This window comes from Pseudomonas sp. AD21, assembly GCF_002878485.1.
Taxonomy (GTDB): Bacteria; Pseudomonadota; Gammaproteobacteria; order Pseudomonadales; family Pseudomonadaceae; genus Aquipseudomonas.
Genome location: NZ_NQYG01000015.1, coordinates 57,702 through 76,189, shown reverse-complemented (window position 1 = coordinate 76,189; position 18,488 = coordinate 57,702). Strand labels below are relative to the sequence as shown.

The following is an 18,488-nucleotide window of genomic DNA, read 5'->3' as shown; positions in this document are numbered from 1 at the left end:
GGCCGCTACAGAATGTGACGGCCGGAACACGAAAAATAAGGAGAAAGCTTTTGAAGATAGCTGTCATGGGGGCTGGCGCGGTAGGCTGTTATTACGGCGCCATGCTTGCGCTTGCAGGTCACCAAGTCGTGCTCGTAGGTAGGCCCGCGTTTGTCGAAGCAGTCTCCGAAAATGGCTTGGTTCTTGAGAAAGAAGGCAAGCGGTTAACGGTTGAAGTCCAGGCAAGCACTGATCCCGCGATCGTGCATGGTGCTGACGTAGTTTTGGTATGCGTCAAGTCAGGTGATACCGAGCACGCTGGACGTGAAATTGCGCCACACCTCCTTGCGACCGCTCGCGTACTTAGCCTGCAGAACGGCGTCTCCAATGCACGTACGCTCTCCGCCATTTTGGGGCGTGAAGTGCTCCCCGTCGTGGTGTATGTAGCTAGCAGAATGAATGGAGCGGGGGTAGTCCGTCACGAAGGGCGTGGAGAGCTCGAACTCTCTGAGCATGGTACATCCGAAGTCATTACCTTGCTAAATCATGCTGGCATCGGAACCAAAGCGTCACCCGATGTCCTGCAGTCTCTCTGGTCGAAGCTCATCGTCAATTGCGCCATAAATCCCCTGTCTGCACTTATGCGTTTGCCCTACGGAAAAATGGTTGAGCAGGACGGCATTCCTCATCTGATGGAGGGTATTGCCCTGGAGGCCTTGCGAGTTGCCGAGGCGGAGGGGGTAACCGTGGATCTCAAAGTGTTCGATATCATCCGTAGCATCCCTGTGACAATGGCTGGCCAATACTCATCGACTGCGCAAGACTTGATGAATGGGAAGCTTACAGAGATAGATTTCCTGAACGGGGAGGTTGTTAGACTGGCCGCTAAACATGGATTGGATGCTCCCATCAATCGGACATTGACGTTGCTCGTTAAGAATGCGGAGAACGCCGCCACCGGCGTTACGAAATTGGAGAGAGGATTACTATGAACGTCCAGCACATCGCTGCTTTTTCGGACGGTCTCAAAGGGGGTAATCCAGCTGGCGTGGTCATCTGCGATCAGATGCCGAGCACTGCTGAAATGCAAGCAGTGGCAGCTAAAGTCGGTTACTCCGAAACCGTTTTCGCGGAACCAGTGAAAGCAGGCTGGAGAGTGCGTTATTTTTCGCCGACCACGGAAGTGGACTTTTGCGGCCATGCAACCATCGCATTGGGGGCAGCCTTGGCTCGATACAAAGGTGAGGGCACGTTCGCACTTCAGCTTAATAACGCGCAGATCACGGTTGACGGTTATATGAATGGCTTGGTAGCTGGCGCAGCTTTCCAGTCCCCTAGCACACGGAGTCGTTCTGCTCCCGCCGCGATGATCGATGAAGCGCTCGACCTGTTTGGGTTATGCCCAGCCGATCTTGATCCTCGGATACCACCTGCAGTGGCACACGGTGGTGGCGATCATTTGGTACTAACCCTAAACGATCGAAAAATGCTCCAACAGTTACAGTATGACTTCAGCCGGGGACAAGCGCTGGCTGCCCGGGAAGGCTTTGTCACTTTCAATTTGGTGTACGCCGAGACTGCGCAACTCTTTCATGTACGAAACCCTTTCCCTCTCGGTGGGGTATATGAAGATCCAGCAACAGGCGCGGCAGCTGCGGCGCTGGCTGGATATTTGCGTGATCTCGATTGGCCACACCAAGGGGAGATTTTCATCCATCAAGGGGATGACATGGGCATTCCTTCTCGGCTACGAGCCGAAATCACCTACGACCCGGGCGCAAGCATTCGGGTGTCAGGCACGGCCCGTTTAATCTGAGAACCGCAATTCATAGAGGTCGATCCATGAGCAATACGCCCGAAGATAGATTGAGCGGCCTGGGCCTCGTTCTGCCGCCAGCCCCAGATCCTTTGGCACGCTACCGACCAGCTCGATTAGTCGACCGCATACTGTATCTTTCAGGACAGATACCCAGGCGCTCAGATGGTTCGTTTATAACTGGATGCCTGGGCAGCGATACGACAGTAGAGGAGGGATATGACGCTGCACGAAACGTAGCACTCCAATTGCTCTCAGTGGCAAAGTCCGTTCTCGGCGATCTTTCTCGTATCGAAATGGTCGTCAAGGTCACTGGAATGGTCAACGCCACCCCCGATTTCCTCGATCACGCTCGCGTAGTCAACGGCTGTTCTGACCTGCTGATCGAGATTCTTGGGGAGTCGGTGGGGAGTCATACTCGGTCTGCTGTGGGAATGGGCTCTCTTCCGTTTGGTGCGTCAGTTGAAATCGAGGCGATCTTCGCTGTTAAGGGTAATTGAATAGAATTAAGTGAGAGACATCGACACAGTGCTGACAGCCAAGCTGGCGCTACTAGGGAATACTGCCTTTCATAGTACGCGAGGATGCGAAGGCGTGGCGGAGATTAAGCGCGTAGAATTTTTGAGCTTGCACCCTCCCATAATTATCTGCATTGCAGTGAAATGAAATTCGTACCGCACTATGCGAAATTCATTTCAATTGCGTGCTGGTCGGGGCTCGCGACCTACAAGCAACAAATTCTGTGGCTGAATCATTAAGATTGGGCGCTGGGATTTGTAGGGTGTCTTGTAATCAACTGGAGGGCTGATAGGTGGAATATGCAGCGGTAATTCGCAATTACGGCACTGCAGATGTCATGGTCTGTGAGTCTGTGGAAGTCACGAGTCCAGGCGTTGGCGAAATCAAGGTACGACATACCCATATAGGGGTTAATTACCACGACATTTATGTTCGTTCGGGTGCATACCAGACTTTACAGCTGCCTGGAATCCCTGGGTTGGAAGCGGCCGGTGTAGTCGAAAAAGTTGGTGATGAAGTGACCGGTTTCAGCGTCGGCGATCGGGTTGTTTATATTGACAGTGGTTACGGCTCGTATGCGAGTGCCCGGCTATTGTCAGCAGACTTGGCCGTGCGTTTGCCCGATTCTATAAGTAGTGAGATCGCCGCGGCTAGCTTCCTGAGGGGGTTGACAGTACAGATCCTGCTTGAAATAACATCCATTCACCCTGGGGCTTGGGTATTGATTCACGCGGCCGCGGGTGGTGTTGGGCAACTACTGGTTCAAAAGGCGCTGAGTATTGGAGTGCATGTTATCGGAGCAGTGGGGTCAGAAGAAAAGGTGGAACTTTTACATCAGATAGGCTGCAAACATGTGATTGTCTATCGAGATGTAGACTTTTCGCACAAAGTCAGGGAGCTGACCGGTGGTCGAGGAGTTGATGTCGTGTACGATAGTGTAGGCAAAGACACCTATGAAGCTTCAATGAAGTCACTCGCCAGCAGGGGTAAATTCGTTATCTTCGGTCAAGCATCTGGGGCGGTGCCATTATTGGACGTCAGCACCCTCGCAAAGGGATCTCTCACAGTTACTAGGCCGGTGATGTTCCATTATATCCAGGAAAGGAAAGACCTTGACCAGCTTAGCAACATGCTATTTGCAGATATACACTCAGGAGTAATCCAGTTGCGCTCTCCTATCGAGTTTTCCTTAAAGGATTGTTCGAAAGCGCACCTGTTGCTCGAATCTCGAAAGGCTATTCAACCGTTGGTACTGCGAGTTGATTGATTCAACAACTTGCTTTTTCGCGGTGCGTTTACACTTTGTTAGCTTTCCATTGCTGTTTTTTTTTGATCAAAACCTTCGTGAAATATTAACGTTTCCTAGGAGTACTGTATATGAGCATCAATAGATATGGGGTTCAAGCACGGATGTCCCAAGCGGTGGTATACAATGGCGTGGGCTACCTGTCAGGGCAAGTCTCTGATGAACCTGACTATAAAAGTGTAAAGGAGCAAACGGTAGAGGTTTTGCAGAAGCTCGAAAAACTTATTGCAGAAGTTGGGAGCGATAAGACTAAGGTCTTGATGGCTAACATCTGGCTTTCGGATATTACCTCTTTCAATGAAATGAATGCAGTTTGGGATGAGTGGGTTGCTGATGGTCACGCCCCGAGTCGAGCAACTGTAGAGGCAAAGCTTGCAACGCCGAATCACAAGGTTGAAATCGCATTTGTTGTAGCAGTTTAGAAAGATTTTTTCAGTCCGGCCGGGGTGGTCGAAGCCTCAATGAATTAGGCTATAGGCGATCCCGGCACTACTTTAGCGCCCGGCGATTAACTTCTCACCAAATTGAACTTGGCTATAGACAATAAGTGAATAGCTTTGGCGGAGTGCGCAATGCCGTTTTCTAAGCATTGTTGGGTTAATTTTGTCCGATTGATCTGACGTCCATGGTATTTGATATAGAAAATCTCAGTTTTTTGTTCGCCATCAGACAAGCTATCTGACTGGAGGCGCCAGAATATGGCGATTTCGCCGGTAAAGTTTTCCGAAAAAATCGGAATCGTCTCCGACTATTTTAATGATAAATCATGATCATAGTGTGGAAACGGCGCCTTCAGGTTGCCGACGGTTCCATAACCCATACTCGTTTTGGTTCGAAGTTTTTCATTAAATTCTAACTGTGCCCCAAGCGATACATTTTTAAGGAAAAAAGCAATGAGTTCTACCGTTATCACCAAGCGCGTGAGTGTTCCAGAACTGCGTGCCAGAAAAAACCAAGAAAAAATTGTTGCACTAACAGCACACAACTCCTCGATAGCGCGAGTCATTGACGAATATGTTGATTTTATTTTAGTCGGCGATTCAACAGCGATGGTGGCCTACGGTCTGCAAAACACTTTATCCATCACGGTTGAACAGCTGGCCGCTCACGGTGCCGCCGTTGTGAGTGCCACTTCGCGAGCGTGCGTAGTGGTGGACATGCCATTCGGTAGCTATCAGGAGTCTCCAGAGCTAGCGTTTAGGAATGCCGCCAAGCTATTGTCGGTTAGCGGTGCTAGTGCTGTAAAAATAGAAGGAGGTGCGGTAACTGCGCCTACAGTAAAGTTCCTGGTTGAGCGCGGTATCCCGGTGGTGGCTCATGTGGGACTAATGCCTCAATATTTAAACACCATGGGCGGATTCCTTGCACAAGGTCTCGATGAGGAGTCAGGGAGAAGAATTGCTGCGGATGCATTGGCTCATGAAGTGGCCGGAGCTTTTATGCTCGTTTTAGAAGGCATTGGTGAGCCTCTAGCACGTAAGATAACCAAACTGGTTTCCATTCCAACGATAGGCATCGGTGCATCACCCGCATGTGACGGCCAAATTCTTGTGACTGAAGACATTCTCGGCCTATCGGGGAGCCGAGTTCCGCGATTCGTAAAGCAGTATCTCGATGGTGAGTCATTGATCCGATCTGCGGCGCTGAGTTACTCGAATGACGTGAAATCTGGAGAGTTTCCAGAGGCTCGACATTGTTTCGGAATAAAAGCCTAAATTTCGCTTGGGTATGGCGTTCTTGATCGCCATACCACCCCCTTGAGTCAATTGAATCTCATCCGTTCCCCCCAACCTCTGCTGCGTATCTCCGTCTGAGGACTCTCTTGGCTACTCCACCCGCTCGTAGCGGATATGCTCAGCTCCGGTTTCTGAGTATGCTTCGAGGATGAAAATAGACTTTGGAGAGTCACTACATGCTTGAGCGCGAGCGTTCAGAACGCCCCATGCGCGGATCGGGTAGACAGCCGCTCTACGCAGCTGTAGCCGAATTGCTGATAGAAGATATAGCTTCAGGCAAGTATCAGTTGTCCTCAGCGCTCCCTCCTGAGCAAGAGATGACTGGAATGTATGGTGTTAGCCGTCAAACAATTCGACAAGCCTTGCGCGTGCTCAAGGAGCGAGGACTCATTTCTTCGCATCCCGGCATCGGTACGATTGTTCGCGCGCAAGTCGAGAAGAGTAGTACGTTCAGTGCGGTGAACTCCACGAGCGACCTGCTGCATTTTGTGGGTACGACAGAAATGCACTCGGTATCTCGACGCGAATTTCAAGTGCCGGCTGAATTGGCAGGAGCGTTAGGGTGCCGCGGTGGGCAGTTGATGTCGGAAGCGACCTTCCTGCGCTTTTCACCGGGTGCTGAGTTGCCCATGAGCTACGTGCTTATCTACGTGCATCCACGTTTCGCCAAGGCGCAGGAGGCTCCGCTAGTCTCTAATACGCCGATTTACCTCCGCATTGAGCAACTATTCAACATCAAGGTGCATGAGATACAGCAGGATGTCACCGCGACCATACTCGATGACGATACCGCTGCAATTCTGAATACGTATCAAGGTGAGGCTGCTCTGAAGATAACGCGCTCCTTTTATGACCTGAACCAGACCCTGGTGCAGGTATCAATCAGTTACTACCCTGCCAGCCGCTATAGTCAGTCAGCCCGCTTCCGCGCCACTGATACACCCCGCTAAACGTTCACGTGCTGACCAATCTATGAGTTCGTTCAACTCATAGCTCAGCGGTCAGGATCGGTCGCGTTTGACCAGAATCTGATAAAAAACTCCAACGTTGAGCCTGGCGTTTCGATTCTGCTCGCGTGACTGCGGTCACGTTTATCTTTAAATCTAGCTCGCACTCCGCAAGCTCAATCTGCCATGCGTCGCATTTACTACTGTCGCTAGCCGCGGCATAGGAATTTCGCCTGTCCCTCTCCTCATCAAACCCTCGATTGGGTGTTGCAGAGTGTCCCGTTCATTGTTAATGTCATAATGTACGTACAAAGTCGTACGGGGTGTAGCTCCTGCTTCGTCCCTACGCTGGATTCAGATCCTTCTATGCGGAAAAACACCCACTGCTGCAGTGGCGCTAAGGGGCTTATAAGACATGCAAGCTAAATCATTTATTCAGGTCGAGCGCAATGAGCGGATTGCCACCGTTGTCTTGAACAATCCGCCGATGAATGTCGTCTGCGGGCCATTGACTCGCGAGCTTTATCGCACCCTCCGCGCCTTGGAAGCTGAGGATGATGTCCGGGTCGTGATCTTGAAAGGGGCCGGAAATCGGGCTTTCTGCGCTGGATCGGATATCCATGAGATGCAGGACATGCTTCAACCTGGTGAGGTGCTTGAGAAGAAGCTCGTATTCCAAAACAAGGTCTTTGAATTGTTGCGCGCTTTTCCTAAACCCACCATCGCTGCCGTACACGGCTACGCATTCGGAGGCGGATTGGAAATCGCGGCTTGCTGCGACTTTGTCGTCGCGAGCCAAGGCGCCAAGCTGGCGTTGCCCGAGGTCAAGCTTGGTGTTTTCCCAAGCAGTGGCGGGACGTTTCGAATCGCGCGGCGCATTGGCATTCCCCTAGCCAAACGCATGGTTTTCTTAGGCGAGATAGTGGATGCCGACACGGCACTGGAGTGGGGGCTGATTGATCAATTGTGTAACGCCGACCAGCTAGATGAGACCGTCCAGAGCTTGGCTGCGAAGCTCAGTGCAATGCCGCGTCACAGCGTGACGGCTGCCAAATCGCTCATCAATGATTGCTATGACAAATCGGATTCGGAACTCCTTAGCCAGTCCCTATTAGCCAGCGACAAAATATTCTGCAGCGGTGATGCCCAAGAAGGAATGGCTTCATTCATACGCAAGGAACAACCTCGCTTTAGTTGATCGCGCTTGTTCGGGCCTGTCCTGAGTGAATGTAAGCGAAACTCAAGTTTCATACGCACCGTCACCCGAGATGGTGATCGTTAGATTTTTAAATATGAAAAGGTGAAGAGATCCCCCAATAAGTCTAAGGCAGTGATCTGCCGCTGTGACGTTATCAAGCGTTGAACACCTCCAAAAACAATTACTGGTGTAAACCAAGAGTGTCATCATGAATACTACTGTATATGCGGAAACGGCATCGCCAGCAGAGCGGTCAGCTTTCGAGACCAAAACTTATAACAAGGTGGTTTGGCGTATACTGCCACTGCTGTTTGTCTGCTATATATTATCCTACCTTGATAGGGTCAACGTTGGGTTCGCCAAGCTGCAAATGATGAGCGACCTGAACTTCAGCGACACGATTTACGGCGTGGGCGCTGGAATATTCTTCATCGGATACTTCCTCTTTGAAGTTCCCAGCAACCTGATTCTACATCGGGTTGGGGCTCGCCGTTGGATTGCGCGAATCATGATCACCTGGGGACTTATTTCGGCATCCATGATGTTCGTCACCAGCCCCACGATGTTTTACGTCATGAGGTTTCTGCTCGGAGTAGCCGAGGCAGGCTTCTTTCCTGGCATTATTTTGTATCTGACCTACTGGTTCCCAGCCGAAAGAAGGGGTCAGATCATTGCGCTGTTCATGGCCGGCGTCCCAATCGCTGGGGTCATCGGAGGGCCGGTTTCAGGCATGATCCTGGAGAAAATGTCAGGCGTGTACGGTTTTGCTGGATGGCAGTGGTTGTTTGTTCTGGAAGGTCTGCCCTCTGCGATGATGGGGCTAGTCGTTTTGGCATACCTCAACGATCGTATTCAAGATGCTAAATGGCTAACGCCCGACGAAAAAAAGTTTTTGACAGAAGTCAATTCGAAAGAGTCCGCAAAAGGACATGCCCATCTAGGGGCTGTCTTGAAGACCGGCAGATTCTGGGTGCTCTGCGTGATCTATTTCTCGGTCATCATGGGGCTATATGGTGTTGGTTTCTGGCTCCCTACGATCATTAAGGCGATGGGTGTTGAATCTACAACGTCGGTGGGCTTCATCTACGCAATTCCTTATCTCACCGCTGCAGTGGGCATGATTTTAATCGGCAAGAGCGCTGACAGGCTCCGCGAGCGCCGCTGGCACCTAGCGATTCCCTGCTTCCTTGGCGGGGTAGGATTGGCGCTTAGCGTAGTTTTTGCTGGAAGTCCTGTGCTTGCCGTTGCGGCTTTGTCACTAGCAACGCTAGGAATCGTAACCGCAATGCCGCTCTTCTGGAGCTTCCCGACCATGCTCCTCAGCGGTGTGGCCGCTGCCGGGGGCATAGCTTTCATCAATTCATTCGCCAACATCGCGGGCTTCGTAAGCCCCTACATGATGGGCATGATCAAGGATGCTACCGCTAGCACCGGAGCGGGTATGTACGTGCTTGCGCTGTTCATGTTGCTCGCGGGTACGCTGACGCTGCTGGGATTCCCTGCGGGTTTTGGTAAACGCACCTAGCAAGGCAAAGGTGACCTAGCAGAATGCCCAGGTCACCGTTGATCTGGGTATTACTTAGGGTTACTGCCAAAGGGGAAGAGTTGATCGATCTGACCATTGGCAGGTGCGGAGTGAGTTGGGCTACATCCATGAGACCCGACTCCGACCTAGCCATTTGCTGTGACCGGGTTTCGCGCAGGCTCTGACAGTCAGAGCCCCTGCTTTGGGGGTGGTTCATTGGAAGGGCATTGCGGTGAAAGATCTCATAGGCGTTTAATCATAGCTGGAGTCAAACGTCCCGCAAGTCGTGATCTGTGCCGAGCAAATAGTATAATCAGTGTTCTCTAAGCCAAAGGCGAGAGGAAGCATGAAATCAATTCGAGAAACTCGCCAGCCCGCATTACTAATACAACAAACGCAAAGCAATACTTAGTGTGAACCTACACTTATCTCATCGGTACTTTTCTTCGTCTCGGAGTCTGCTGCTCATGACATCGCAGCTGTCCGACCACGATGTCAACCATACCGGTATCTCTGGCGACTGTTCGGGCAAGTCTAGCTCTCGCACGAGTTCGCCTGGTGGGATAATCCCGTTTGCTGAGCGAAATAGACCCCGCATCACGACAACTCCGATCACCCTGCCTTTACTTACAAACCGGTGCTCCATGAAACTCCATTTTTCGTCCCAACCAAGCATTCTAGTATGGACTTCAAACGCTTCAAATAGTCTGAGCTCACGACGAAACTTACCCCATGTATCCCCTACGATTGGTAGCGCCTTTGCTCTAACAGCAACACGATATGCACCGCTACGCAAAATGAAATCCATGCGCCCGACATCAGCCAGTGTGAAATATCGTCCATTGGTAACGTGTCGATTGAAGTCGAGATCCAATGGCCATACACGCATTCGGATTACGGTTGACTCTAGTGCTTGTGCTGGGTTGCGCCAAGGTCGACGGAGCAGCATGAGGAAAAGTCGAAACCAGAGATTCATAAAGACGCCGATAGTTGAATGATCGGTGTACTCTAAAGAATAAGGCCTATGCTAGATAGGTCTACAAATAACTTAATTTATCTTAATAGTACATTCTGATCACTATTTTAAAGTAGGGTCTGGCTCCATGCTTGCGGCTCACGGGGTGTGTTCCTGTCGTGACGCACTTTTACCGCTAGAGTCGCCACGTTAGATTGTAGAAATCGTCCTGCCTCCTCGAAGATATCTTGACAAAACTTCGCGATTTACTCCAGTAGTACGGCTACGGCCTGAAAGATGTGATTGACAAACAGCTCAGCGCACTGCGCCACTATGCGTAAGCCATATTCTGGCACCCGCAACTCTTCACGTTAAGGTCTATAAGAATCCGCATACCGCAGAGATCATCGAAACTGAAGATGGTGGTCGCTAGAGCTTGAAGGAGCGGAAGAGCGAACAAGGCGCTAACGCGGTTGAATCTTGGCCCAGCAAGTGTTTTTTAATTTGTTAGGAGACAGCCTCTCAGGGTTTTTTGTTGTTTGAGTTTTTATCCAGTTGCTAATCCTCTCAACCTGCATGATCGTCATCCATGATCCAATCTTATGCATGTTTGATCTCTTTCTGATTCGAGCTAGCCGATGAAGCAAGTAACTCCCATTATGGTCTAGTGATCCGTAAGTTCACTGGGGTCGTGGTCACTCGTGGGGGCGCTGTTGAGGGAGGTTATGCGTGATTGATCGAGGATCGTCGGAACTCTAAGATCGTTTCTTCATGAGCTGCACCCCATTCTCGCATCGCGCTGATTAAGGGGACGAGCGTGCTCCCAAGCTCGGTGAGTGAATACTCCACCTTAGGAGGAACCTCACGATAAATTTCGCGATGTATAACCCTGTCAGTCTCAAGCTCTCTTAACTGGAGTGTGAGCATCCGCTGGGTCACCTCGGGCATCAACCGTCTCAACTCGTTGAACCGCTTAGTGCCAGACATCAGGTGGAACAAGATGAGTGATTTCCACTTACCTCCGATGACGTCGACTGTAAAGGTCACAGGGCAGGCGAACGCTTCAACGTCGCCATGAGGAATACCTAGCTTCACGGGAGTCTCCATAGTATAAAAATTGTGCCTACTGCACATAATTGTGCGTACTTACGCGTTTGTGGTGTACACGCTAGCATGATTCCACCTCAACACATATGGAATCTATTCAATGAGTTTGCTGCTGTCACCCTACGAGATTAAAGGCCTCAAACTGAGAAACCGAGTCGTGATGTCACCCATGTGCATGCACATGGCAGCCGAGGATGGCTTTGTCACTGACTGGCATCGCGTTCACTATGGCGCGCGTGCCCAAGGCCAAGCAGGGCTGATTTTTCCTGAGACTCTTGCCATCCACGCCGAGGGGCGAATCGGCGCTGGCGACCTTGGGATTTGGAGCGATGACCACATCGTTGGGTTGAAGGGGCTGGCAGACCTGCTTCACAGCTTCGGAGCGAAAGCAGGTGCGCAGATTGGCCATGCCGGCCGTAATGCGGATCTACCTGAGATCGTTCGTATTGCTCCGTCAGCCATTCCCTTCACTGATACCAGCCCGGTGCCGCGTGAAATAGCGGCTAGCGAAATCCCGGGTTTGGTTAAGCTCTATGGCGATGCCGCACGACGAGCTCGCGATGCGGGCTTCGACGTCCTTGAGATTCATACCGCTCACGGTTATCTGCTCAATGAGTTTCTCTCGCCATTGGCAAATACCCGCGACGATGAATACGGGGGAGACGCTGTGCGCCGCTATCGTTTTCTGAGGGAAATCATTGAGGAAGTAAAAATCTACTGGGGTGACCGCCCTCTGTTTGTGCGTATCTCCAGCACTGATTACACCGAAGGTGGTAATACTCCTGAGTCGTTCCTCGAATATGGTCGCTGGATGAAAGAGCAAGGTGTCGACCTGATCGACTGTAGCTCTGGCGGCATCAAAATGATCAAGGTTCAAACCTATCCTGGTTACCAAGTGCCAGCTGCTGAACTTCTGCGCAAGGAGTTGCATATAGCTACCGGAGCAGTGGGCCTGATTCAGACTGGACGCCAAGCTGAAGAAATCCTGCAAAACGGTCGAGCTGATTTGGTGTTCGTAGGGCGGCAAATGCTCCGTGATCCATTCTGGGTACGCACCGCAGCAGATGATCTGAAAGAATACATAGATATACCAGCACCTTACACTCGTTACGGTTCAGTCTGGCTTGATACGAAAGCAGAATCCGCTTGAGTGAGCGGTATGCGTTGAGTGAATGCATGCTCCTGAATCTGACCACGCTCGAAAGTTAGCTGATTACATAATTTTGGGTTGAATATAAAAGGGCCTTTGACGGCCCTTTTTTGATCAGCTTTTGCTATAGGGGTAACCCCGTGCATTGTCGGTAGTAGTCAAAGCAGCCAACTCCTATTCTTTTCCAAATCCTCAAGACCCTAGTTATTTTAAAGCGTGTCTAGCCCAGCGCTTATTGGCCGGGGCTCGCGCGTTTGCCAATCGCCAAGTCAATCGCTTCAAAGTGCTTATAACGAATATATTAGGATGCGGCCCAGTCTACCTAGCTGTATTGGCAATACCGAGTTGGACATTCAGACTCAGAAAAGATTCATATCTCACAGTATGAGATGGAGAACTCTTAAACGTCATCCAGTGGGCCCGGTTGTGCCTAAAGCATGCAAGTTAAGTGTTATGGTTTGAGAAATAAGCGCATTTGCCTCCACGTCAAGTTAAAGTTTGGCTGTTAGTAGTGAGCATTCTAATGTTTTAGTTGTTGCAAAAAAAAACGCTAATTTCAACCTGTATGCTTGAAAGTCGGCAAAATTTGATGGCCAGTAAACTTTAGTTATGTATATCAATTCCCGTTTCCAGTTTTGATTTCAGGTAATGGGTCAGTAAGGTCTTGGCTATAGGGCCAGGTACACCATCGCCAATTGCTAAGTTATCTATAGACACGACAGGCATTACAAGATTTAGAGAGTCAGTGATGAACGCTTCCGACCCCGTGAGGGTTTCTTCTAGTGTGAAATTTCGCTCTTCTACTTTCAACCCGGCTTTTGCTGCGATTTCTAAGATAGAACCCCGAGTAACTCCATGAAGTAGCGCGTTAGACAAACCTCTTGTTATAAGGACGTTTTTTTTAGTTACGAAGTGAAAGTTTGCAGCTGCGCATTCTGTGATGAATCCTTTCTCAATAAACAGTGCATCATCGAAACCTTTGCGGACAGCTTCAACCTTTGAAAGAGATGCGTTTAGAAGCTGAACGGTTTTAATATGGCGATTTGCCCAGCGAAGATCCGGTGTGCTCTTAACCTTGATGCCCTTATCTCGAATAGGGTTGGCAATGATTTCGCGTGGTTGCGTAAATATTACAACTGTTGGGGTTAAGTCTTTTGAAAATAAGAAGCTTCGGTTTTCAGCGCCACGCGAGATTTGAAGATAGATTGAACCGTTGTTGAGGTTGTTGGTGACCGCAATCTTCTTATAAACTTCTAGCAATTGCAGCTCTGAAAGTGGGATAGGTATATCAAGAGTTTGGAGTGATCGAATTAGCCTGCTGGTGTGGCGATCAAAGTCAAAAATCTTTCCATTCGCGACAGCTGTGACTTCGTAAATCGCGTCTGCAAAAAGAAAACCCCTGTCAAATATAGAAACAGTAGCTTTGCTTTCGGGTAGCCATTCGCCATTAATGTATACTGTTCTTTCGGAGGATGTCATATTCATAATGAGTTAGTTTAAGTGGTTTGCGGTGTAAGTTACTCGTTACTTTCGCATGCAGGTAAAGCCTTTAAATGAACGAGAAGGCGAGTCGCACTTGTATATTACTATTGTCGATTTTCAGTCTGACGGTAATTGATTGTGATTGCATCACCTAATGAATTACCGTCTGTGAAATTCAACTTCACTTATATGCTGAAGGATCGATAGAGTCAGTTGGGTGTGCATAAGCGTTTTTCAAATTTTGCCCCATGGCAAAGTTGAGGTTCACGCCATTTGGAGGAATTGGTTGCTCAAACCATTTTTTGTAGTTTGTTACCGCTTGGTCGGAAGAGAAGTAGGCTACTAATGCTTCATCGACAATTTTCTTAAATTCTGTGTCGCCTTTACGCATGACCAGACCGTAAGGCTCAGGTGGGGAGAGCGTATCTTTTGAAATGATAAAGTCTTCAGGCTGCGGAGCGGTCGCGATCTGTCCTGCCAATACGATGTCGTCCATGACATACGCGTCAACACGACCTGTACTTAACATCAAAAAGCTCTCTGAGACATCTTTAGCAGGAACAATACGAGCTTCTAAGTGCATCGACTTATTCGCCGTAAGTAGGCTAACTAAGTTAGAGGTTCCACTCGCTGAGGTAATGATTTTCCCTTTGAGGTCGGAAATTTCAGTCAAATTATTTGACCTTTTGCTCGCAAAATACGATGACGTCAAGAAAATAGTGTTGCTAAAGGCTACCTGTTTTTGTCTGTCAGCGTTGTTCGTAGTGGAGGCGCATTCCAGATCAATTGTTCCATTTGCTAGTAATGGAATCCTAGTGGCTGCAGACACTGGTCGCATATTGACTTTAAGCGTCGGCAAGGCCAGTTCTCTTTTGATATGGTCGACAACGGCCTTACAAATGTCGACTGAGTACCCGACATATTCTTGCCTGTCATCTAGATAAGAAAAAGGGACGGTCTGCTCACGAACACCCAAGTTTATTTCGCCTAGCTCCCGGATTTTAGCGATTGTTGAATTGGGTTCAGCTAATACTTTTCCAGTCAGAAGAGTTGATGCTGCAAGAATGGATGCTAATAATAGTTTCATAATTCTGTCCTGTTTTATTCACTTTTTATTGAGGCACTTAATAACTTTTTATTGGGATGTTTGGCGGTATACTTTCCGAACGGGTTAATCGCTTTCTGAATTATATTCTTTTCAGGGCTAACGGGAATCAATTGTCCAGCTTGTTCATGATTTTGGTGAAATCATCTACTTAGGATCACTGTTGATCGTAGAATTTAGCAATCTGAGCTAAAAATCGCTTAAAAGATTAGTGAAAAGACTCATTTCTCCTCAGAAAACGAGCGTGTTGGATCGGTTTTCTGCTTCCACTTATCGAAATTTTGCATTATGCCCGGCGCGAGTCGCTAGCGAGTTTACGTAGGCTGCGTTCTTTGCATGAAAGACGCATATGGTTTTGTGCGATCCGACTGGGAGTTTTAAACAGTTGAGGATAAAAGCTCAGACCTCCTCCTCTGTAGCCGAGTGCCAGCGCGGTTTGGTATGTCGGCGCATAGAATTTATGTCTGTATCAAGCGGTACGACAAGTGCCAGGAACATCGGCAGTAATATGGCTAGCGGCAGGTCGAACTTCTTCATCTGCGCGCCGAACTCAAGCGGGTGACCTAAGAGTGGGACACCTAAAAAGTCCGCGTAGTACCTTGGCAAGTAGTCCGGCTGAGAGACGCCTTTCATTGACCAACTGTCGGTAGTACCCAGTGCCGTGTTTTTTGCCAGACCCTGAAGATGCACCCAGGTGGTACTAAACGTGGGTGGCCGATCTGCAATTCCTACGCGCCAGTGAAGACCAGCGCCTGCTCGGATTGATCAAAAATGCTTGTCTGGAAAGCGGCCGGGTCTAAGGCTATCGCAAGATCCACGACAACGTGCGTGAGTAGGGTGGTCTTGTGGCCGCGCCGCGGGGCTCGCCTGATGCGAGGAGAAGGACTGCGCTCGCAGATCGGCGCGATTCGAGGCGATTTAGAATGCCTTTTGAACGGGCGATTAATAGTCTGCCTCGCGAAAACCCTATCCAGGTCTGCTGGTGATCCGCCGTATTCTCATCAAATACGGCTCTCCTTATAGCTATACGGAAGGAAACAAAGTAGGCACCAGTACGCCATCCATTAGTCATTTCACGAGGTTAAAACGTGAAATGTGATCGACAACGCTGAAGACCAGCGTCGTCAATGAGAGTGGTGGACGACCCGTACGACCTTTCTCATTTACGAGACAGCCTTTTTTTGAAGCGGCCATACATGAATAACAGGAATGCAAACCATATCGGCAGACAGAACAATGCTGTTCTCGTATCTTCCTTAAGCGACAGGAGTCCAAGGACAAAAAACAGAAATATCAGAGCCAACACCGCCATCACAACACCTCCGGGCATCTTGAAATTAGAAGTCTTGTTTGCAACGGGATTTTTATGGCGATAGGCGATGTAAGAGATCAGAATCATACTCCAGGTAAATATGATCAGTACTGCAGATATTGTGGACACCAACATGAACGCTGTCATGATCTCGGGAATCAACATCAACAGACCCACACCCACCACCATTACAACAGCGGAAAACATTAGAGCCTGAACAGGTACGCCGGAAAATGACAGGCGGCTGAAATTCCGCGGTGCATTGCTCCTCTCAGCAAGACCGAACAGCATACGAGATCCTGAAAACACTCCACTGTTTCCGGATGAAGCTGCGGAGGTTAGGACAACAAAGTTGATCATCCCAGCTGCTGCGGGAAAGCCCACCATTATGAACAACTCCACAAAAGGACTACGGTCAGCAGGAACCTGTGCCCATGACATCACGCTGATGATACAAACCAAGCTCAGGATGTAAAATAGCAAAATACGAACTGGGATCCGATTGATTGCTTTCGGTAATGCTTTTTCGGGATTCTTTGTTTCCGCTGCAGCGGCGCCAATCAATTCGCTTCCTCCGAATGAAAAAATAGCCATTTGGAACCCAGCGAAGAAGCCGCTAAGCCCATTGGGCAGAATCGCACCTGGCGTCGCCATATGGGAAAAGGATGCTACTACACCGTTTGGAGATGTGAACGAGGTCGCAATCATAAAGAGCGCAACAACAATTAAAAGCACAATGGCCACAATCTTAATTATTGCACACCAAAACTCAACTTCCCCAAAAATTCGCGTCGCGAGCATGTTGATTCCGATTAAAAGAAATAGCGTAGCGAACGCAAGTAACCAGGTAGGCACCTCGGGATACCAAAACTGAAAAAAACCCGCCACAACGATTACGTCACCTACAGCCGCAACTGTCCAAGTAAGCCAATATGACCAGCTCAACATAAAACCAGCTTTGGCACCAAGGTAGTGGGCTACGATGTCCGCAAAGGATTTGTAGCGCAAGTCCGATAGGAGCATCTCGCCCATAGCCCGCATAACAAAAAACAGGAAGAACCCTATGATGGCATACACCAGCACGATTGATGTGCCAGCCATGGAAATGATTTTACCAGACCCCATGAAGAGTCCAGTCCCGATCGCACCACCAATTGAAATGAGTTGGATATGGCGATTATCAAGACATCTACGCAAATGTCCTGTAGGTTCAGAAATGGGATTTACAGAAAAATCACCATCACGTGATACGTCTTGCATATATACACTCTTGTTTTTATGAACGCACGTAGGCACTCGTCCGTTCCAATACTGAACCCTTAAGGGTTAGCTCTTTGGAGGCAGAAAAGTAGATTAAAGACTCGTTCAGAATAATCCCAACATCATGGGATCTCTAATACACGCCAGCTGACGTGGTGTTAGGCTTGTAACTTTCACCCAGCAAACTTGAGCTTTAGTCCTGGCTCACGCCATTGCATTTTCAGCAATCGTCCACTTGTGGATAAGGTGATCCAAGCGGTTTCCAGATCTTCGCCGCCAAAGCAGATATTGGTTGGCATGATGTCTGGCATTTTTCGTACGTCGACCACGCTACCTTCAGGTGAGATTGTATTGATTTCACCCTCTATCAAGGTTGCAACCACGATGTTGCCGGACGCGGCGACCGCCAAGCTATCCAAGCGGCGGTACCCGGGCATTTGAATGACCAGATATCCACCATGCGGACTTGGCCACGGACGTTTTTTTAGCCGACCTGGGCCAATGACATCCCAAGCCCATAGGCGCCCGGTTTCTGTCTCAGCCACATACACAGTCTTTCCATCGGGGGAAAGACCTACGCCATTACCACCGCCTGGGATAGGGTAAGCGGCTTCAACAATGTGCGAACCGTCTGCGGCCGCCCAGTAGAGTCCTCCATGATCCCGATCCCTTGATCGAGATTTTCCCAAATCCGTAAACCAGAAGCCTTCATTGTGATCAAAGACTATATCGTTAGGGCCTCGGAGATGTTTCCCGTTTACCTCTTCATATAAGCGGGAAAGCTCTCCTGTTTTTGGGTTTACAACTTCGATTCGGCCAGTTTCGTAATCCTTCGAAGGCGCGACCGGTCGGTAACAGCCATTGTCATCCCTAAATTCAAAGCCCCCGTTGTTACACACATAGAAGTTTCCGTCTCCTCCCAGGGCGAGTCCATTGGGGCCTCCAGGCACGTCAGCAACTTTGGTTTTTGAACCATCTGGTGCCACTCGAGTAATGCATTCCCCCCCAATTTCTACAAGTACAATACTGCCATCATTCATCGCCACTGGGCCTTCCGGAAACTTTAGCCCTTCAGTCACTATCTTCATTAC

16 protein-coding genes are annotated in these 18,488 nt (G+C 49.4%); 10 read left to right on the top strand and 6 right to left on the bottom strand.

The features are described from left to right. Positions 1 to 50: 50 nt before the first annotated feature. The 9 genes from PseAD21_RS12295 (at position 51) to PseAD21_RS12255 (ending at position 9,026) form a co-directional block, all read left to right on the top strand. Positions 51 to 971, top strand: coding sequence for a ketopantoate reductase family protein (locus tag PseAD21_RS12295; protein WP_178082124.1), 921 nt, complete (start codon positions 51 to 53; stop codon positions 969 to 971). Then, positions 962 to 1,795: a PhzF family phenazine biosynthesis protein gene (locus PseAD21_RS12290; protein ID WP_371859060.1), complete on the top strand. Its 834-nt coding sequence runs from the start codon at positions 962 to 964 to the stop codon at positions 1,793 to 1,795. Before PseAD21_RS12295 ends, PseAD21_RS12290 begins: the two co-directional genes overlap by 10 nt. A gap of 26 nt (positions 1,796 to 1,821) precedes the next feature. Then, positions 1,822 to 2,295 carry a RidA family protein gene (locus tag PseAD21_RS12285; RefSeq protein WP_102355901.1) on the top strand — a complete coding sequence of 158 codons (474 nt, stop codon included), beginning with the start codon at positions 1,822 to 1,824 and terminating at the stop codon, positions 2,293 to 2,295. 311 nt (positions 2,296 to 2,606) lie between these two features. Beyond that, positions 2,607 to 3,581, top strand: coding sequence for a quinone oxidoreductase (locus PseAD21_RS12280; RefSeq protein ID WP_218244975.1), 975 nt, complete (start codon positions 2,607 to 2,609; stop codon positions 3,579 to 3,581). Between the two features lie 110 nt (positions 3,582 to 3,691). Next, positions 3,692 to 4,042: a RidA family protein gene (locus PseAD21_RS12275; protein WP_102355900.1), complete on the top strand. Its 351-nt coding sequence runs from the start codon at positions 3,692 to 3,694 to the stop codon at positions 4,040 to 4,042. A 471-nt stretch (positions 4,043 to 4,513) separates the two neighbouring features. Next, on the top strand, positions 4,514 to 5,335 hold the full coding sequence (gene panB, locus PseAD21_RS12270; RefSeq protein WP_102355899.1) for a 3-methyl-2-oxobutanoate hydroxymethyltransferase: 822 nt from the start codon (positions 4,514 to 4,516) through the stop codon (positions 5,333 to 5,335). Between the two features lie 197 nt (positions 5,336 to 5,532). Further along, the gene (locus PseAD21_RS12265; RefSeq protein WP_102355898.1) at positions 5,533 to 6,306 is read left to right on the top strand and encodes a GntR family transcriptional regulator; all 774 of its coding nucleotides are present in this window, start codon (positions 5,533 to 5,535) and stop codon (positions 6,304 to 6,306) included. 412 nt (positions 6,307 to 6,718) lie between these two features. Beyond that, a complete protein-coding gene (locus PseAD21_RS12260; protein ID WP_102355897.1) occupies positions 6,719 to 7,501 on the top strand; it encodes an enoyl-CoA hydratase/isomerase family protein in 783 nt (260 codons plus the stop codon). A gap of 208 nt (positions 7,502 to 7,709) precedes the next feature. Continuing rightward, positions 7,710 to 9,026, top strand: coding sequence for an MFS transporter (locus PseAD21_RS12255; protein WP_102355896.1), 1,317 nt, complete (start codon positions 7,710 to 7,712; stop codon positions 9,024 to 9,026). A 430-nt stretch (positions 9,027 to 9,456) separates the two neighbouring features. Here PseAD21_RS12255 and PseAD21_RS12250 read toward each other — a convergent pair whose 3' ends face one another. Further along, positions 9,457 to 10,002 carry a thioesterase family protein gene (locus tag PseAD21_RS12250; protein WP_102355895.1) on the bottom strand — a complete coding sequence of 182 codons (546 nt, stop codon included), beginning with the start codon at positions 10,000 to 10,002 and terminating at the stop codon, positions 9,457 to 9,459. 702 nt (positions 10,003 to 10,704) lie between these two features. Further along, positions 10,705 to 11,064, bottom strand: coding sequence for a winged helix-turn-helix transcriptional regulator (locus PseAD21_RS12245; RefSeq protein ID WP_371859059.1), 360 nt, complete (start codon positions 11,062 to 11,064; stop codon positions 10,705 to 10,707). A gap of 124 nt (positions 11,065 to 11,188) precedes the next feature. Between PseAD21_RS12245 and namA the strand changes: the two genes are divergently transcribed. Next, the gene (gene namA / locus PseAD21_RS12240) at positions 11,189 to 12,238 is read left to right on the top strand and encodes an NADPH dehydrogenase NamA (protein WP_102355893.1); all 1,050 of its coding nucleotides are present in this window, start codon (positions 11,189 to 11,191) and stop codon (positions 12,236 to 12,238) included. 603 nt (positions 12,239 to 12,841) lie between these two features. On the opposite strand, the gene PseAD21_RS12235 is transcribed toward namA, so the two are convergent. From PseAD21_RS12235 to PseAD21_RS12215, 4 genes are all read right to left on the bottom strand, one after another. Further along, positions 12,842 to 13,723 (bottom strand): aminotransferase class IV, encoded by an 882-nt coding sequence (locus tag PseAD21_RS12235; RefSeq protein WP_102355892.1) that lies wholly within the window; start codon positions 13,721 to 13,723, stop codon positions 12,842 to 12,844. 178 nt (positions 13,724 to 13,901) lie between these two features. Continuing rightward, the gene (locus PseAD21_RS12230; protein ID WP_102355891.1) at positions 13,902 to 14,807 is read right to left on the bottom strand and encodes an amino acid ABC transporter substrate-binding protein; all 906 of its coding nucleotides are present in this window, start codon (positions 14,805 to 14,807) and stop codon (positions 13,902 to 13,904) included. Between the two features lie 1,177 nt (positions 14,808 to 15,984). Next, on the bottom strand, positions 15,985 to 17,397 hold the full coding sequence (locus tag PseAD21_RS12220) for an amino acid permease (RefSeq protein WP_102355889.1): 1,413 nt from the start codon (positions 17,395 to 17,397) through the stop codon (positions 15,985 to 15,987). Between the two features lie 173 nt (positions 17,398 to 17,570). Next, positions 17,571 to 18,485, bottom strand: coding sequence for an SMP-30/gluconolactonase/LRE family protein (locus PseAD21_RS12215; RefSeq protein WP_102355888.1), 915 nt, complete (start codon positions 18,483 to 18,485; stop codon positions 17,571 to 17,573). Positions 18,486 to 18,488: the final 3 nt, after the last annotated feature.

Coding starts and splice junctions, on each gene's coding strand:
- PseAD21_RS12235 (WP_102355892.1), bottom strand. CDS start 13,723: ATGAATATGACATCCTCCGAAAGAACAGTATACATTAATGGCGAATGG.
- namA (WP_102355893.1), top strand. CDS start 11,189: ATGAGTTTGCTGCTGTCACCCTACGAGATTAAAGGCCTCAAACTGAGA.
- PseAD21_RS12260 (WP_102355897.1), top strand. CDS start 6,719: ATGCAAGCTAAATCATTTATTCAGGTCGAGCGCAATGAGCGGATTGCC.
- panB (WP_102355899.1), top strand. CDS start 4,514: ATGAGTTCTACCGTTATCACCAAGCGCGTGAGTGTTCCAGAACTGCGT.
- PseAD21_RS12285 (WP_102355901.1), top strand. CDS start 1,822: ATGAGCAATACGCCCGAAGATAGATTGAGCGGCCTGGGCCTCGTTCTG.
- PseAD21_RS12215 (WP_102355888.1), bottom strand. CDS start 18,485: ATGAAGATAGTGACTGAAGGGCTAAAGTTTCCGGAAGGCCCAGTGGCG.
- PseAD21_RS12255 (WP_102355896.1), top strand. CDS start 7,710: ATGAATACTACTGTATATGCGGAAACGGCATCGCCAGCAGAGCGGTCA.
- PseAD21_RS12220 (WP_102355889.1), bottom strand. CDS start 17,397: ATGCAAGACGTATCACGTGATGGTGATTTTTCTGTAAATCCCATTTCT.
- PseAD21_RS12275 (WP_102355900.1), top strand. CDS start 3,692: ATGAGCATCAATAGATATGGGGTTCAAGCACGGATGTCCCAAGCGGTG.
- PseAD21_RS12250 (WP_102355895.1), bottom strand. CDS start 10,002: ATGAATCTCTGGTTTCGACTTTTCCTCATGCTGCTCCGTCGACCTTGG.
- PseAD21_RS12230 (WP_102355891.1), bottom strand. CDS start 14,807: ATGAAACTATTATTAGCATCCATTCTTGCAGCATCAACTCTTCTGACT.
- PseAD21_RS12265 (WP_102355898.1), top strand. CDS start 5,533: ATGCTTGAGCGCGAGCGTTCAGAACGCCCCATGCGCGGATCGGGTAGA.